We start from the raw sequence: 14,840 nt of genomic DNA, 5'->3' as shown, positions 1-14,840 counted from the left end.
CAAACGTTCCGGCAGATGATCAAGGATCTGTCGCACGGCTCGGAGGGTGTGACCGAGGCCGCCGACCTCAAGGTGACGCCGCTGCCGGTGCCTGGCGGTGGCGTGCAGATCGCGGACGGGTCTGCGGTGATCCGCGGGAAGGCGTCGGCGTGGCAGGGCTCGTACACGGCGTACAACATCGGCGCGGCCACGGTGGATATCGCGCCGACGGGGGCTGCGCCGCGTTCGGATCTGATCGTTTTGCGGGTGCAGGACCCGGAGTTCGAGGGCGGGCTCGATCCGTCGAAGGACGCGATCAACTTCTTCGACGTCATCCCCAACGTGTCGTCCACTGCGGCTGCGGTGCCGAAGGGGGTGACGGGGGTTCCGCTGGCCCGTGTCGATCTGCCCGCGAGCACCGGGACCGTCACCGCGGGGATGATCCGCGATCTGCGGCGGGTGGCGAATCCTCGCAGGGAACGCACCCTGTACACGGCGTATCCGACGAAGTTGACCAAGGCGTGGAAGGACGACGACACGTGGCATGACTGGCCGCCCGAGGCGCGCTGGCAGGTGCCGGTGCCGGAGTGGGCGACGAAGCTGATCGTGACCATCACGGTCGCGGGTCTGCGGATGGACTTCGACTCGCTGTACGGGAAGTTGCAGCTGGTGTTCGGCACGGTTCACGGTCAGGACACGGTCGTGGACGACAACCAGGGCAAGGTCGTGCGCCGGCAGACGACGGTGGTCGCCGACACTCTCACGCTGCCCGCCTCTTACCGGGGCACTACGCGGGTGCTGTCCATGCAGGCGAAGATGGCGAAGGACTGGAAGGGCGACCTGAGTGTCGACGGCGGTACGTCGATCATCGCCGATGTCGAGTTCACCGAGGGCCCGGTGTAGCTGGCGGTGGCGTACAGGTATTTGACGCAGCACGCTCTGACCGGGGAGTGGCTGTCGCACGATCTCCCCCTTCGGGGAGTTGAGTTCGGCCCTGATTTGAACGGACCCGGCCATCTGCGGGGCGCTCTGTCTCCTCGCCTTGCGTGGTCGCATCCGGGGCTGACGGACCCGGGCAACACGCTGCTGTACGCCGAGGCGGGCGGGCGGATCCGGTGGGGCGGCATCATCTGGCAGACCGAGCCCGACGGCGGCACGATGCAGGTCGAGGCCGCGGGGTGGTCCTCCTACCTTCAGTACCGGCATGACCTGGACGGTGAGCTCGGCGGCCGTGGGCCGTACGTGAATTCGGACCCATGCCGGGTGATGCGCGACATCGTCACCTACGCGCAGTCCATCCCGGACGGCAGCCTCGGCATCACCGTGGACAACACAACGTCGACGGCCAAGGTGGGCAGCCCAGCAGAGCCGTGGCATTCACGCTGGTGGGAGACACCGGTGCTCGGCGACCTCTTCGACGATCTGATCAAGGCCCCCGATTCGCCGGACTACACGTGCGCCACCTGGTGGGGGAAGGACCGGCGTCCGGTGCGGCGAATCCAGATCGGCTACCCGCGTCTGGGGGCGCGCCGCAGCGACATCGCGTTCAGCTCGGACACCAACATCGTCGGCCATACGCCGGTCACCTACAGCGCGGACGAGTACGCGCAGGTCGTGATCGCCACCGGGTCGGGCGAGGGGCGCTCGCAGCAGCGGGCCGTCGACGCGGTGCGCAACAAGCGGCTACGCCTGGAGCACGTACTGGAACTGCCGGAGGTGCGCGGCCGTGACGCGCTCGCGCAGCGGGCCAGGCGGGAGCGGGCCTGGCGGCAGAGCCTCGGACACGTGGAGGAGATCACCGTCCGCAACCACCCTGCGGCGCCGATCGGATCGTGGCAGGTCGGTGACGACGTGCAGGTGTCGGTGCGCGACGAGTGGGCGAACTGGTCGGGCTGGTGCCGGATCACCGGCTTCACGGTCCGCCCCGACACCGACTCCGGGGAGACCGCCCAGCTTCAGCTCGAACCGGCTGGCGCCCACCAGTACGCCACCGCCGCCTGACTCTCGAAGGAACCTTGTGCGTAACGACATCGGTGCCCGCCTGGCCCGCCTGGAAAAGCTCGTGCAGACCATGATCCGCTCGCCCAAGTTGGTCAACGCCAGCCTGGAGGACGGCGCGGTCGACGTGTACGACGAGAACGGCTCGCTGCGCGCGGTCATCGGCCAGCAGCCGGATGGCACCAGCGGCGTCACTGCCATCAACGGCCCCCGACCTGCCATGCCGTCGCCAGCCGTTGTGGAGCCGGTCCTCGGAGGTATGCGCATCACCTGGGACGGGGCTTTCACCGACGGGCAGCCAGCGCCGTTGGATCTCTCCCGTGTGCAAGTGCACGTGCTGTCATCACCAACCGGGCAGCCAGATTTGCGGTGGCCGACCACGACGATCGAGGCCGCGTCGGGGGCCTCGGTGACGGTCGCGGTGAATCACTACGGGCCCGTGTGGGTGCGCTTGATCGCGGTGAACACGTCCGGCATATCCAGCCCGCCGTCTGCGCCGGTGGAGGTCTCGGCACGCCGGGCCGCTTCCGAGGACCTGGGGCAAGGGGTCGTGCGGCGTGATCACGTTGCCGCTGGGGCGATCACCGCGGACCTGCTGGACGCGGACGCGATCAACGGCAAGATCATCACCGGCGCCACTATTCAGACCGCCGCCGAGGGGCCGCGCGTCGTCCTCAACGCGGCCCGGCTGCGGGCCATCGGCGCGAACGGCTCGGCAATCGGCATGGAACCCAACGATGTCTACCCGTACATCTATTGGTCGTCCGTCGACGGTTCGAACCAGGCGTACATCAACGTCAGCGGTACCAGCTCTTCGGACGCCAACATCGGCATCAACTCCGGAACGTTCACCGACACGGACGACAGCGGAACCTACCGGTGGCGAACGTTCTTCGGCAACGACTTCTTCGCCGCGGAACGCATCACCGCCAAGGGAGCCAAGCCCGTTGGCGGACGCCTCTTCCTCAGCAAGAACTCCGCCCATCTGGGGTCCGGAGAGGACGGCGGCAGCCTGTCGCTGAGGCAGGGCGCCGCAACCCTGTCCGCAGCCTCGATCCGGGCGGCCGGCGTGCTGCGATCGGACAACGTCTCCCTCGGCACGGCCGCCATCAACCCAGTTGCCAACAAGCCCACTTCCATCACTTTGAGCGGAGGAAGCATCAAGGGGAAGACCTTCCGCGCGTTCGTCACCCCCGTCACCGCGGTGCCCGGCAAAACCGTTGTGGGCGTCGGGGTCACGGCTGTTTCATCGAGCGGTCTGACCATCTGGGTGCACCGCACCAACACCACACAGACCCTCGTGCACTGGATGATCATTGGAGAGGACTGAACCACCCATGGACGACCCGATCCCGGTCACCATGACCGCCACCTGCCGCACGCCGGGGTGCCCTGTGGCGGGGCAGCCGTTCACGGCGATCTTCTACGCGAACCCGGAGCCGCCCACGTACCGCGGGGCTTGCATGCGGTGCGGCCAGGCTCTCACCGATCTCGTACCCGTTCACGCTTCCACGGCGTAGAGCCCGCCAGTAAGCATCGGTTCATCGTCGTGCTGTTCTGGTGGCGGGCTGGCGTCGTGGGAGCAGGCGCATCCTTCGCAGCCAGCGCCATCGGGTCCCGCCCCGGAGGTCCGCATAGCGGGTGGTCGCCTCCGGGTGCAGGGTTCGTACCCATAGCGGTCTGCCCACGATGATCCGTTCGGTACCAGCAAGTGGGTCCCCTTGCTGGAAGTGCCACCGGTCGGGCTCCAGGACGATGTCGGTGTAGACCTTCGCGAGTACGGTGCAGTCGCCGTTGTGGCCGACGCTGTAGCCGCGGGTCTCGGGGCGGCCAGCGTGCTCCTCATCGGTACCGGTGCTTCCTTGGTGTAGGGCGATCTTCAGTGCCTCGACGGAGAGGGCCTCCGTATCGTCTTCGATCGGGGGCCTGTCTCCGTCGCCGGCGCGGAGGAGCTTGTCGATCGCGGGTGCCTCGGAGGAGACCCAGCCGCCCTCGAAGTCATCCCAGGGCCCGAAGCCGCTCACGTTGTCCTGGCTCCCGAACAGGCAGATATCGACCCGTTGGCCTGCGGGGCTATGAGTCTGGAGGTAGAGCAGTGCCCCCGGATTCTTGGCGTAGATGCCTTCGAACTGAGCGAACGCGACCCGCCCAGCGGCCTGGACGAACATGGCGGGTGGCGGCGTGGTGAAGTCCTCGACCACCGCTTTGGCCAGCGCCCGCCGCACGCGCCGGGCCTCCTGCACCCGGCTTCGGGTAAGGCGCTCCCGGCCTGCGAGGCCTGCTTGAAAGCCCCCGGCGCCGACGCCTACCGTCCAGCGCGCCCGTCCCGTCAGTTCGATGCCGTTGTCCTCCGCGAGCCTTTGGATGGCGCGGTCCGACCAATACAAGAAGCTCCCGACCACGGGTGCCCTTCCGCCGTTGGGTCGACTGAGACACCACTCTGACGGATTGGGCGACGTCCGGGGTCGAACGGCGAAAGGCTTGCCGTCGTTCTGCGGCGGCGTCCGGCCCGCCACGTTCTCAGACGCCAGCTGTAGCAGCCCGGTTTTCACCAAATGCCGTCGCGCGACACGGTGTTCGGCATACCCTCAACTCGTGCGCACGCACTGCCCCTCCTGCTCCATCTCATGTCCCGGGCTACCGGGCTCGGGACAGCGCACAGGAGGTTCTGCATGCGTAGGTACAGGGAGTGGCTTCGGCGGCTCGGTCGCCGTGAGCTGGCGCTGATCGTCATCGGTGCGGTCGTGTCCGCGGTCGCGTCCGCGGCGGCTACCAAGGTCGTTGAGGCCATGCCGTAGAAGCCGACCCCGATGTTTACGCCATCGGGGTCGGCGGCTCTGCGGCCGCTCCCACAGGACCCCTGTCCTGCACCAGCCATGGTGCGGGCAGGGGCTCTCTGCTGTGTGCAGGACGAGTCCAGGCTTGTTGGCGGTCAAGCCCGATACGACATCTCATCTGTTTCACAGAAGGTGATGTCTGAGTTCTCATCACTTGGCGGGTGCTCCCGAGCCTAGTTGATTGCAGTAACCCGCGTCCTGAACTCTGAGAAGCAACCACCACTGACATTCCAATAGGTGTCACATCCCAACTACTTTGTCACTTAAGTTCAGCTAATGAGTCAATTATTTGACCGTTAAGACTTAATACGGCGTCTTCGGCAGTCCACGGAGGGGTCGCCAGTCGCACTTTGCGCCGTAATCACGCGGGAAGAGCAGGTCAGAGCTACCTGTGCCCTTCACCCCCGTACGATCAAGGTAGGGCTCGGGGCTGCTCAGGAGTGATCGCGGTGTCCATGCCTCCCAGCGCCGAGCCGACGCTCTGGGAGCTGCACCGTGCCGTCTCGCAGCTACGCGAGGACCTTCGAGGCGACCTCGCGCGCCTGGCAGCCCGTCTTGATCAGGTCGTGACCGAGGACGTGTATCGGGCGGATCAGCGCGGGGTGGAGCAGCGGATCACGCATCTCGAGTCGGGCCTTGGTGCCTTGCGGATCGAGGTAGATCAGAGCCTGGAGCGTACGGAGCAGCAGCGCCGTGAGGATCAGGCGCAGGCGATGGCGACGCGTCGGCTGGTGTTCAGCTCGTTCGTCTCGCCGGTGCTGCTGATGGCCCTCCAGCTGTGGCTCGCCTCGCGAGGTACCGCCCCGTAGCAGGCGCGGGCAGCAGGGATTTCAGTTGGGGCGCGGGGAGAACAGTGAGCGCCGATCGTGGCGACACCTATCAGTGCCGACCGACTCGTTGCCGCGCTGCGCGCCGAAGGCGTGCACGTGGTGGAGCGACCGGGGTGGAGAACCCACAACAGGAACCACAAGGGACCATTCGGGCCGGTGAACGGTGTGGTGATCCACCACACCGTGACCTCCGGTACCAGCAATACCGTCAGCATCGTCGAGCGCGGCTACGCGGGCCTGCCAGGCCCGCTGTGCCACGGCATGATCGGTAAGAACGGGACCGTGTACCTCGTCGGACACGGCCGCACCAACCACGCCGGCCGCGGCGATGGTGATGTGCTGCGGGCTGTCATCGCCGAGCACGGGCTCCCCGCTGCCAACGAGGCGAACACAGACGGCAACACGCACTTCTACGGTTTCGAGTGCGAGAACCGCGGCGATGGCACGGATCCGTGGCCGAAGGCGCAGCTTGAGGCGATCGAGCGAGCGGCGGCGGCACTGTGTCGCGCGCACGGCTGGAGCGCGGCGAGCGTGATCGGCCACAAGGAGTGGCAGCCCGGCAAGGTTGACCCCAAGGGCTTCACCATGGGGTGGCTGCGCGAGCGTGTTTCTGCCCGTCTGAAGTCCAAGCCCTCCGGCAGAGGTTCGGGCGGTGGTTCAGCGGGCGGCTCGTCGACCTACGTGGTCAAGAGCGGCGACACGCTGTCCGGGATCGGCAAGAAGCTCGGCATCCGTTGGGAGCTCCTCGCCCAGGCCAACAAGATCAAAAAGCCGTTCGTGATCACACCGGGGCAGAAGCTCACCGCCCCAAGGAAGACGGGCAGCGGCACGTATACGCCGCCTCCGTTTCCGAACGGTCTTGCTCCGGGTCACTCGTCACCGTCAGCGAAGGGTCTTCAGCAGGCGCTGAAGGACACCGGCTGGCTGGACCGCCCCGTGCCGCTCTCCGACAACTACGGCCCGCAGACTCAGAAGGCCACGGCCGGCTTCAACCGCAAGCACAACCTCTTCACCACCGGCCACTCCAACGATCCTTCGATCGGACGCCGCGGCTGGAACCTCCTGCACCGACTCGCCTACGGGAACTGATCTCCTTGATCGACTTCATTCACGCCCACAGCACCCGCCTGTACGCCATCGCCGCCGCGGCGCTGTCTCTGATCGCCTACTACGTTCAGGACCTGCCGACGGGACTGATCCTCGCCCTAGTCGCCGCGGTCCTTGGCACCGGGGAAGCCATTCAGCGAGTGGAGGATCGCAAGACCCGCCAAGCTCTGCTGCTCGATCCTCCCTATGCCGACAAGGGCTGAAGGCTGAGCGCCTCGATGCATTCGTGACGGGACGGAGAGTTTGCAGTGCCGGATCCCGGCGGCTTGCGATTGCCCGATGTGCCTGAACGTGTTCTACGATCCCTCTCATGGCCCAGAAGGTAGTCACAACATATGTGGATGACTTGACCGGCGAGGAATCGTCGGAAATCGCCACACACAGCATCCTCATCGACGGAGCTGGGGTCGAGATCGACCTCACGGATGAGAACTACGAGAAGCTCCTTGCGATCTTGAACCCCTATCTCCATGCTGACGGTGCCCGCAGGATTCGCGGTGCAGCGAAGGCAAAGGGGAAGTCCAAGGCACAGGCTGGCGGCGAGGCCGATTCGTCGGCAATCCGGGCTTGGGCGAAGGACAACGGCTTCGAGGTAAACGATCGCGGTCGTGTGCCGGCCGCGGTCCGTGAGGCTTACGAAAAGGCTCGCTGATACTTTCCGAATAGCTGGTGACCCCCGCGTTTGCGGGGGTCACTGCGCATTCCACGGTCGTTGACTGCACCTGGACTGTCCGGCCATACGCTTAGTCCACGTGCGGGTAGCCACCATCGAGGTAGTGGCCGATCTGGCGGCGCATGGAGGGGTGGATGTCGAAGGTGTCGAGCTTGTCGGGCAGCACCCATTCGACTCCATCTGCTTCGTCGTTGATCGTTGGTTCGCCGCCAACTGGTCTGCCGATGACGGTGACTTCGTAGGCCTGCCTGATCTCTCCGTCGTCGTAGGCAACAACATGTTGAGGCGGCGAATAGACACCCAGCAGACCGGTTACCTCGGCGGTGATACCTGTCTCCTCGAAACACTCCCTGACGGCACACTCGGCTGGGGACTCGCCAATGTCCTGTGCCCCTCCGGGTAGAGCCCACTGACCGGTATCCCGTCGCCGTTGAAGAAGGACCGCACCGTCTTCTTCACGGACGACCAGCATGTTGGACGCCGGGATGAGCGTGTTGGGTGTCGGGGCGTTGCGGTCGTTCCAGTACTCGGTGCGCGGCACTTCGAGGTCCAATGCGGTCGGGGCTCGGGTCCCGATGATGCTATGGCCCTTATGGGCAAGCAGCCCCCGGCCGCCCGGTTCCTTGATCCTGCCCGTGCCGCAGAACAGTCGGGGCATGCGGTGCACTGGGATTTCGAACCCGACGCTTCTGTGGAACTACCGCAAGCCCACGGCGTGGTGGTAGCACCGGCGACGTTCAACACCGTCACCAAGCTCGCTGTCGGAGCGGCGGACACCCTGGCCCTGGCCGTCGCTGCCGAAGCGATCGGTGCTGGGCGCCCGGTGGTTGTCGCGCCATGGGCCAACGCTAGCCTGAAAAGCCATCCGGTGTATGCGGGCGCAGTGCGGTCTTTGGAGCAGTGGGGTGTCCACGTGCTGCCCGCGGATCAGGCTGAGCCGTTCCCCTGGGTGGCCGTGCGCGAGCGTCTCACGCTGATCCGAGCGAGCATCGGCGCAAGCGCCGGCTCTGCCTGAGTCCGTTCGTCAGTGCCGTTTCGACAAAGAGGACTATTGCTCTGGTGTCTGGCACCACGGTTGTGATGTGCACCGGGAACTCGGGGAAGTTCCATACGGCGCAGGAGCACCTCGCCCCCTGGGGCATCGAGGTCACACAGATGCCGCTGGATCTCGACGAGATCCAGTCGACTTCCGCTGCCGAGATCGCGCAGCACAAGGCCCGCCAAGCCTTCGAGATCCTTCGGCGTCCGCTTTTCGTGGAGGACTCAGGGTTCGCCATCGACGAGTTCAACGGGTGGCCAGGGCCCATGGTGAAGCACGCGCTTGAAGCGTTCGGGCCCCCGAGGGCATCGTTCATCTCGCTGACCTCACGAAGCACCGGGTCTGCCGCTTCGCCAGCGCCGCCGTGTACGCAGATGGGGATGGCGAGCTGCACACCTTCGCCGACGACACCCGAAGCCCCGGAACTATTGCCTCAGCGCCTGACCGTGGGGACGGTCCTCGTTCGTGGTCGGACCTGTGGTCGATCTTTGTTCCGGAAGGCTCCACCACCACGCTTGCGGCCATGCCGATCCCCGATCAGGAGAAGGTGTTCGCCCAGTGGCGCGGTAAGTCCGTGGTGGCTGCGCTAGGGGCGTGGCTCTCTACAGGCGAGTGATCACAGCTGGTCCTGACTGTCCCGGTCCCGCGTGGATCACGGCAGTGATATCACCGACGAAATGGTGCACCGTCGCTCAGGCTGCCAGGTTGAGGTCCCGCCATCGGCTGTCCACGCTCGGCCGGTCACGGAGCCCGTGCGGCCTGCCTCCAGGAAGGTTGCGGCCACTCCGAGGAGGTCTCATGACGCTGTGCCTCACCCTTCGTAAGTTGCCCTACGGGTTCAAGGTCGCTGCCGATGCCGAGGCTGTGGGATCGGCACGTCGCCTCATACGCGAGGTTGTGGAGAGCCTGGACCTGGGTCAGTTGGCCCCGTCATCGGACGACCTGCAGTTGCTCGCTGCGGAGCTGATCACCAACGCTGTGGTTCACACGGAGGCAGCATGCGTCGTGTGCATCCGCTGGACAGGCCGACGCATCCGTATCGAGGTGACCGACACGGACACGAGGGACGTGGAGGCAAAGGACCCGCATTCGAGCGACGAGCACGGCCGCGGTCTCCTCCTGGTTGGCGCACTGGCGGCAGCCTGGGGCAACTACCGGGGGTCGGCGGGGAAGACGACGTGGTTCGAGTTGGATCCGGTCAGCCCGGGGGCGACGACAGCACCCGGTACGGCGTTGTCCGGCCTCCAGGGACCGGAGGCCAGCCCGAGGTCACAAGTGGCATGAGCAACTCGGGCTCGACCGCGTGATCAGCCTGCTCGAAGCGCCGCGATGACCAGTCCCGTGACGCGGTGTGCGGGCAGCACGGGCCTGCAGTGGAGGCGGTACGCCTCTCGGGTGCGGAGTTCGCACCTGCTGGAAGTATTCTGCTATGCCCAGGCTGTGGACAGAGGAAAGGAGGCCGTCGTGGCGAAGCCGCTGATCGTGGGCCGCAAGGAGTTCGCGAAGATCTATAACGTTGCGCCGACGGCGGTCAGCGACCGGTGGATCCCGGCCGGGATCGTCTCCTACGAGGATGCCGTGATCGTCTCGGGTAAGCCGTATTGGCCGGGCGGTCTGGCGGTGGATTTCGCGCTGCCGCCGGGTAGTCGTGGCCGGCAGCTGGATGAGGCGCTCCTTGCCCAGTTGGAGGAGGAGCAACAGGCGACGGTCCGTCCGATGAAGAAGGGTGAACTGCCGCCGCTGGTGGGGCTGCAGGAGTACGCGGCGCTGTTCGGTGTCAGTCAGCACGTGGCGTCGAACACCCGCAATCGCGGTGGCGGGATGCTGCCGGCCGAGGACTACGTGCTGGGCGGCTCCCCCGTGTGGTTGTTGTCGACTGTCCTCGAGGGCGCGGAGCACACGATGACGCAGAGCCGTGGTGGCGTGTGGCAGCTGCAGGAGGATGTTGCTGCGGCTTTGCGGGAGGGCCGCTACGACGGACCCGGGTCGGCGATCTCCGCGCGAGGCAAGGCCGCCGCAGGCGGATCCTGACGTCGTCGCGTCCGCCGGATTCACTGCCTTGGGGTGGTTCGGCGGAGTTGCCTCCCCTCCATTTCATAGTAGAATTAACCTCATCCACTAAGGGTGCATGCACAGGTCACGGCGATCGCATGCAAAATAGGCTGCGACACATTGAGCAAGGAGGGGCAAGTGACCGTGCAGCTAGAGCTGCCCATCGCAGCCATACAGCAGCCCGAGAATCCAGGCGGCAAGCTGACGATCCAGGAACGGTTCGACGCATTCGACCAGCTCAACCCCTGGATTCTCAAGCACCTGGAGAACCTCACCACCGACTGTGTCGAGCGCGGACTCAGGCGCATCGGCATTGGAATGCTGTTCGAGGTCCTGCGCTGGCAGTACGGCATCGCCACCCGCGGGGAACCGTGGAAGCTCAACAATGACTTCCGAAGCCGCTACGCGAGGCGCCTTATCGACCTGCACCCCGAGTGGTCACCCCTGTTCGAGATCAGGAAGATCCACACGGCTTAAAAATAGGTCAGTGTCCATCTTTCTGTGAGTCTCTTGGAGATGTTCTGTGTCCAGCATGACCGCGCCAAGCCTGCGTACCCGCAAGCCCACCGGCGTCACCCCTTGGCCGATCGTCCTGATCGAGGGCGAGGAGAAGAGCGGGAAGAGCCATCAGGCTGCGGCGTTCACCGGCTCGGAGCAGACCGGCCAGGCGTACTGGCTGGAGCTCGGCGAAGACACGGCCGATGAGTACGCGAACGTGCCGGGTGCGGACTACCTGCTGATCGAGCACAACGGCAGCTACCGCGACATCCTCGGCCAGATCGAGGCCGTGCACGCCGAGGCCAGGCGCGCGGCCGCCGCGAAGGAGAAGCCGGTCGTCCTGGTCATCGACTCGGTGTCGATGCTGTGGCGGATGCTCGTGAACTGGACCAATGAGCGCGCCCGCCGCACGGACAAGAACCAGGACAAGCTGCGTCACGACCCGGATGCCGAGATCAAGCCCTCCATGAACCTGTGGAACGACGCATCCGAACGGTGGCAGCGGGTCATGTACCTGGTGCGCACCATGCCGGGCATCGTGATCCTGCTCGCACGCGGCAAGGAAGTGGCCGCCGTGGACGGCAACGGCGATCCGATCCCGAAGACGAAGGACTGGCGGGTGGAGGGCCACAAGTCCCTCGCCTACGACGCGACGGTGTGGGTGCGCCTGCAGCGTGACAGCAACCCGAAGGTCATCGGTGCCCGGTCGCTGAAGTTCGAGGTGCCGCGCAGCGGCAAGCCCAAGACACTGCCGGGCTTCACCATCGAGAAGCTGGTATTCGGCCTGATGGGCTGCTCGATCCACAACCAGCCCAAGGTCACCCCCGAGCTGACCGGGGATCTGGCGCAGCAGTGGATGCCGAAGGTCCACAAGGCGGCCGAGCAGGGCGTCGACGGCTTGAAGAAGCTGTGGCGCCAGATCGAAGCGGACGAAGACCTCAGCCGCAACGAGGTGCTCGTGGTGCGCGCTGCCATCGAGCGCAAGGCCGCCGAAGTCAAGAACCCGAAGAAGTTCAGCGACCCCACGAGCGACGACGTATCGCGGCTGCGGGCAGCTGCGGCTGAACAGCAGGACCAAGCCGCCGAGGGCCCGGGCGACTTCGAGGAGTTGCCGTCCGACGAGTTCACCGCCGCCTGACCTTCGCACCCGTCACTGCCGGGGCCCGCTGTGACGGGCCGGGCCCCGGCGTGCCTTCTTGGAGACTGCTGTGACCGCCACAACCTTTAGTGCTCCCGCTTCCCTGTCGATCTGGGATGCCGCGCACGCTGCTGACGCCCGCCGCCCCCGTTCTGTGCAGACCCAGTTGGGTGCGTCGGACACGATCTGCTCACGCCGGGCCGGGTACATCCTGGCCGGCACGGAGCGTACGAATGCCGGAGCCAAGCGCGCCGCAATCCTCGGCACGTACATCCACCAGGGGCTACTTGAAGATGCCCGCCGTGAGTACGGGTGGCTCATCGAGCGCACCGTCGCAGACGGGACCTTGCGCGGGCACATCGACGTCGTACAGCTCGATGCTGCCACCGCGGCGCGGCTGCCCAAGCGGCACCGTCCGGCCGAGCCTGCCGCGCATCTGACGGTGGAGGACGTGAAGACGAAGTCGAGCCGGGTCTGGGACCGGGTCGTGAGGTTCGGGCCGACAGCAGCAGAGATGCGGCAAGTCCTGCTGTACGCCGATCTGTTGCGCACTGTCGGGTTCGCGGATGCTCCCGGCCAGCGGTACCTGCACAGGCTCGGTCCGATCGACGTGCAGCGCATCCGGTTCCGCTTCGTGTGCCGGGATACGGGTGAGGAGCACATCGAGGAGTTCGTCTTCGACGAGTGGCTGGCCGCGGAGGCTCGTTGGTGGGTGGACCGTGTCGTAGAGGCGGACTGTCCGGAGGAACTGCGGCGCGACCATGACGGGCCGGGCTTGTCGGTGATCTGCGACAACTGCCCGTTCGTCTCGGCCTGCTGGCCGGGGGTGGCTCCGGGGCAGCCTGCTCAGACGATTCTCGTTCACGACGACGAGGACCGCGCAAAGGCGCTCGCCGACTACGTCCGCGCTCATGAGCGGCACCGGGAGGCGAAGCGGGTCAAGGAGATGGCGCGGGCGATGCTCGACAACTCCCCGGAGGGCAACTACGGGGACAACCACCTGGGGTGGGGCGGCGGCAACGACAAGGAAGAGACGGATGTCGCTGCGATGGTCGAGCAGTTCGAGGACGCGGACCTGGTCGTGCCGATGGTCCCGGACGAGAAGGCCATGATCCAGATTCTGCGTCGGGCCGGCATGGTCGTGCCCCGCCGTAAGGCGGCCGGCCAGAAGACTGCCCGCACCATCAAGGTCAGCCGGGCCCGCAAAGCCCCCTGATGACCTCTGTGGCGGCCCCGCGCGGACGGTGCGGGGTTCGCCTCCCTTTTTGATCTTTCGAAGTCCTGTTACGCCTTGGAGGCATGCTCCGTGTCGATTCTGCGCCGCCATCTCAGCACCGGGTTCACCGTGCTGCCGACGGCCACTCTCGAGGATTCCCGCCTGTCGTTTCGGGCTCGGGGCGTGCTGGCGTTCCTGATCTCGAAACCGGACGCGTGGAGGGTGCGGGCCGAGTCGATCGCGAGCGCGGGCAAGGAGGGAAAGGAGGCGATCAAGACGGCGCTACGCGAGCTGAAGGACTTTGGGTACTACCGGGTGGTGACCGAGCGGCTGGCGGACGGGACGTTGAGCCGGATCACCGAGGTGTACGACACGGCTCAGGAGTGGGCGGCCGAGGAGTACCGCAAGTTGGAGGCTCGACGGGTGGCGCGCAGGCTCAAGAAGCAACTGGATCAGGGGGATTCTGCCGCCGAAGTGGACCGGGGCGACGATGGCGACGGAGAGGCAGGCGACGGGACCGAAGACGGGTTTTCGGGTGGCGGTTTTCCGGACGCCGGTTCACCGGACGCCGGGTCTTCGGGCGTTCTAGTTAGTAACCAGAGCCAATATCCAGAGAAGAACCCCCCTACCCCCACAGCTGACGCTGCAGGGCAGCCAGTTGACGCTCTGCCCGACGAGGCAGGGACGGGTGCATGCCCGGCGCATCCGGATGAGCCGGGCCGTTCGTGCCGGGGCTGCGGTACGAGTCCGAGGCAGCAGCGGGTGTCGCAGCAACGGGCAGAGAAGGAGCGGTTCAAGGCCCGTGAGCGGGAGGCGAACGAACGGGTGTTGGCGCAGGTGCGGCGTAAGCCGGGGGTTGAGGGGTTGTCGGAGGTGGCGCGGCAGCAGCTTGCTGCCATGCGGGGTGGGAGGGGGGAGACTGCGGCTGGTGGCGGGGAGGTAAAGTCACCCCCAGAAATAGGCTGATGTATAACTGTGCAGCAGTTCACGCTCGGGCGATTTGCCACCCTCACCACAGATAGTAGAATTAACCATACGAGAGGGGCCCGCTCACTTGGGAGGCGCACATGACGTACGGCTCAATCTGCCGCGGGATCACTTACATGCCCGACGATGAACTCATTGACGCATTCACCAGGGCGAAGATGTTCCAGGTGGCCTCCCGTGGTGATGAAGTGCGGGTGATCGCTTATCACGGCGAGAGCTTCGTTGAGGCCCGGCACCAACCGGGCGGCGAGGGGTGGGAGGCGCTGGCACTGACACAGCAACCCAAGGGCGACCCGCCGTTGACAGGGGTGCTGTTCACAGACATTCCGCGGAGCGCATGGGGCACGCTGGACCTGGCAGTCAGTGTGCCGCGGAGCCGATTTGGCGACCACTTCACCAAGCGCGTGGCACTGAAGGTCAAGTAACTGCAGCTGGTTGCGCACTGGCCAAAACTAGGCCAGTGCACAACTTGTCACGGAGGTTGGA

General features: G+C 66.0%; 19 protein-coding genes and 1 pseudogene. 18 read left to right on the top strand and 2 right to left on the bottom strand.

The genetic code is table 11. The features are described 5' to 3' along the window. Window positions 1-15 precede the first annotated feature (15 nt). The 3 genes from ACWFRU_RS17525 to ACWFRU_RS17515 are packed head-to-tail and all read left to right on the top strand — an operon-like array spanning window position 16 to window position 3,307. Window positions 16-882, top strand: coding sequence for a hypothetical protein (locus ACWFRU_RS17525; RefSeq protein WP_453687847.1), 867 nt, complete (start codon window positions 16-18; stop codon window positions 880-882). A 21-nt stretch (window positions 883-903) separates the two neighbouring features. Next, window positions 904-1,980, top strand: coding sequence for a hypothetical protein (locus ACWFRU_RS17520; RefSeq protein WP_453687845.1), 1,077 nt, complete (start codon window positions 904-906; stop codon window positions 1,978-1,980). Between the two features lie 16 nt (window positions 1,981-1,996). Then, window positions 1,997-3,307, top strand: a complete 1,311-nt coding sequence (locus ACWFRU_RS17515) for a hypothetical protein (protein WP_453687844.1) — start codon at window positions 1,997-1,999, stop codon at window positions 3,305-3,307. Between the two features lie 211 nt (window positions 3,308-3,518). On the opposite strand, the gene ACWFRU_RS17510 is transcribed toward ACWFRU_RS17515, so the two are convergent. Further along, entirely contained in the window at window positions 3,519-4,379 is an 861-nt protein-coding gene (locus tag ACWFRU_RS17510) for a hypothetical protein (RefSeq protein ID WP_453687842.1), read from the bottom strand. A 270-nt stretch (window positions 4,380-4,649) separates the two neighbouring features. Here ACWFRU_RS17510 and ACWFRU_RS17505 point away from each other — a divergent pair, with 270 nt between their 5' ends. The 5 genes from ACWFRU_RS17505 (at window position 4,650) to ACWFRU_RS17485 (ending at window position 7,403) form a co-directional block, all read left to right on the top strand. Beyond that, window positions 4,650-4,775: a hypothetical protein gene (locus ACWFRU_RS17505; protein ID WP_453687840.1), complete on the top strand. Its 126-nt coding sequence runs from the start codon at window positions 4,650-4,652 to the stop codon at window positions 4,773-4,775. Window positions 4,776-5,263: 488 nt separating this feature from the next. Further along, on the top strand, window positions 5,264-5,623 hold the full coding sequence (locus ACWFRU_RS17500) for a hypothetical protein (protein ID WP_453687839.1): 360 nt from the start codon (window positions 5,264-5,266) through the stop codon (window positions 5,621-5,623). A gap of 57 nt (window positions 5,624-5,680) precedes the next feature. After that, on the top strand, window positions 5,681-6,733 hold the full coding sequence (locus ACWFRU_RS17495; protein ID WP_453687838.1) for an N-acetylmuramoyl-L-alanine amidase: 1,053 nt from the start codon (window positions 5,681-5,683) through the stop codon (window positions 6,731-6,733). A gap of 5 nt (window positions 6,734-6,738) precedes the next feature. Next, the gene (locus tag ACWFRU_RS17490) at window positions 6,739-6,954 is read left to right on the top strand and encodes a hypothetical protein (protein ID WP_365834439.1); all 216 of its coding nucleotides are present in this window, start codon (window positions 6,739-6,741) and stop codon (window positions 6,952-6,954) included. A gap of 107 nt (window positions 6,955-7,061) precedes the next feature. Then, a complete protein-coding gene (locus ACWFRU_RS17485; RefSeq protein ID WP_453687836.1) occupies window positions 7,062-7,403 on the top strand; it encodes a histone-like nucleoid-structuring protein Lsr2 in 342 nt (113 codons plus the stop codon). A gap of 91 nt (window positions 7,404-7,494) precedes the next feature. Here the strand turns inward: ACWFRU_RS17485 and ACWFRU_RS17480 are convergent, their stop codons facing one another. After that, window positions 7,495-7,965, bottom strand: coding sequence for an NUDIX hydrolase (locus tag ACWFRU_RS17480; RefSeq protein ID WP_453687834.1), 471 nt, complete (start codon window positions 7,963-7,965; stop codon window positions 7,495-7,497). Window positions 7,966-8,016: 51 nt separating this feature from the next. Between ACWFRU_RS17480 and ACWFRU_RS17475 the strand changes: the two genes are divergently transcribed. The 10 genes and pseudogenes from ACWFRU_RS17475 (at window position 8,017) to ACWFRU_RS17430 (ending at window position 14,779) form a co-directional block, all read left to right on the top strand. After that, window positions 8,017-8,439, top strand: coding sequence for a flavoprotein (locus tag ACWFRU_RS17475; protein ID WP_453687832.1), 423 nt, complete (start codon window positions 8,017-8,019; stop codon window positions 8,437-8,439). Window positions 8,440-8,504: 65 nt separating this feature from the next. Beyond that, window positions 8,505-8,690, top strand: a pseudogene (locus ACWFRU_RS17470) (non-canonical purine NTP pyrophosphatase); the annotation flags it as partial. A 137-nt stretch (window positions 8,691-8,827) separates the two neighbouring features. Beyond that, window positions 8,828-9,079 carry a hypothetical protein gene (locus ACWFRU_RS17465; protein ID WP_453687830.1) on the top strand — a complete coding sequence of 84 codons (252 nt, stop codon included), beginning with the start codon at window positions 8,828-8,830 and terminating at the stop codon, window positions 9,077-9,079. A 182-nt stretch (window positions 9,080-9,261) separates the two neighbouring features. Continuing rightward, entirely contained in the window at window positions 9,262-9,747 is a 486-nt protein-coding gene (locus ACWFRU_RS17460; protein ID WP_453687828.1) for an ATP-binding protein, read from the top strand. Between the two features lie 180 nt (window positions 9,748-9,927). Further along, window positions 9,928-10,494: a hypothetical protein gene (locus ACWFRU_RS17455; RefSeq protein WP_453687826.1), complete on the top strand. Its 567-nt coding sequence runs from the start codon at window positions 9,928-9,930 to the stop codon at window positions 10,492-10,494. A gap of 159 nt (window positions 10,495-10,653) precedes the next feature. Continuing rightward, entirely contained in the window at window positions 10,654-10,992 is a 339-nt protein-coding gene (locus ACWFRU_RS17450; protein ID WP_453687824.1) for a hypothetical protein, read from the top strand. Between the two features lie 55 nt (window positions 10,993-11,047). Beyond that, the gene (locus ACWFRU_RS17445; protein WP_453687822.1) at window positions 11,048-12,151 is read left to right on the top strand and encodes an AAA family ATPase; all 1,104 of its coding nucleotides are present in this window, start codon (window positions 11,048-11,050) and stop codon (window positions 12,149-12,151) included. Between the two features lie 70 nt (window positions 12,152-12,221). Further along, window positions 12,222-13,367, top strand: a complete 1,146-nt coding sequence (locus tag ACWFRU_RS17440; protein WP_453687820.1) for a PD-(D/E)XK nuclease family protein — start codon at window positions 12,222-12,224, stop codon at window positions 13,365-13,367. Window positions 13,368-13,457: 90 nt separating this feature from the next. Continuing rightward, window positions 13,458-14,333, top strand: a complete 876-nt coding sequence (locus ACWFRU_RS17435; protein WP_453687819.1) for a hypothetical protein — start codon at window positions 13,458-13,460, stop codon at window positions 14,331-14,333. Window positions 14,334-14,470: 137 nt separating this feature from the next. Then, window positions 14,471-14,779 carry a hypothetical protein gene (locus ACWFRU_RS17430; protein ID WP_453687817.1) on the top strand — a complete coding sequence of 103 codons (309 nt, stop codon included), beginning with the start codon at window positions 14,471-14,473 and terminating at the stop codon, window positions 14,777-14,779. Window positions 14,780-14,840: the final 61 nt, after the last annotated feature.

Source organism: Streptomyces sp. NPDC055099, assembly GCF_053607685.1.
Note: the sequence above shows the minus strand (reverse complement) of the source record. Positions and strands in the feature narration are given on the sequence as shown.

Bases quoted from the DNA above. Each gene is read 5' to 3' on its own strand.
- ACWFRU_RS17525 (WP_453687847.1), top strand. From the start codon at position 16: ATGATCAAGGATCTGTCGCACGGCTCGGAGGGTGTGACCGAGGCCGCC.
- ACWFRU_RS17460 (WP_453687828.1), top strand. From the start codon at position 9,262: ATGACGCTGTGCCTCACCCTTCGTAAGTTGCCCTACGGGTTCAAGGTC.
- ACWFRU_RS17475 (WP_453687832.1), top strand. From the start codon at position 8,017: ATGGGCAAGCAGCCCCCGGCCGCCCGGTTCCTTGATCCTGCCCGTGCC.
- ACWFRU_RS17505 (WP_453687840.1), top strand. From the start codon at position 4,650: ATGCGTAGGTACAGGGAGTGGCTTCGGCGGCTCGGTCGCCGTGAGCTG.
- ACWFRU_RS17485 (WP_453687836.1), top strand. From the start codon at position 7,062: ATGGCCCAGAAGGTAGTCACAACATATGTGGATGACTTGACCGGCGAG.
- ACWFRU_RS17430 (WP_453687817.1), top strand. From the start codon at position 14,471: ATGCCCGACGATGAACTCATTGACGCATTCACCAGGGCGAAGATGTTC.
- ACWFRU_RS17445 (WP_453687822.1), top strand. From the start codon at position 11,048: ATGACCGCGCCAAGCCTGCGTACCCGCAAGCCCACCGGCGTCACCCCT.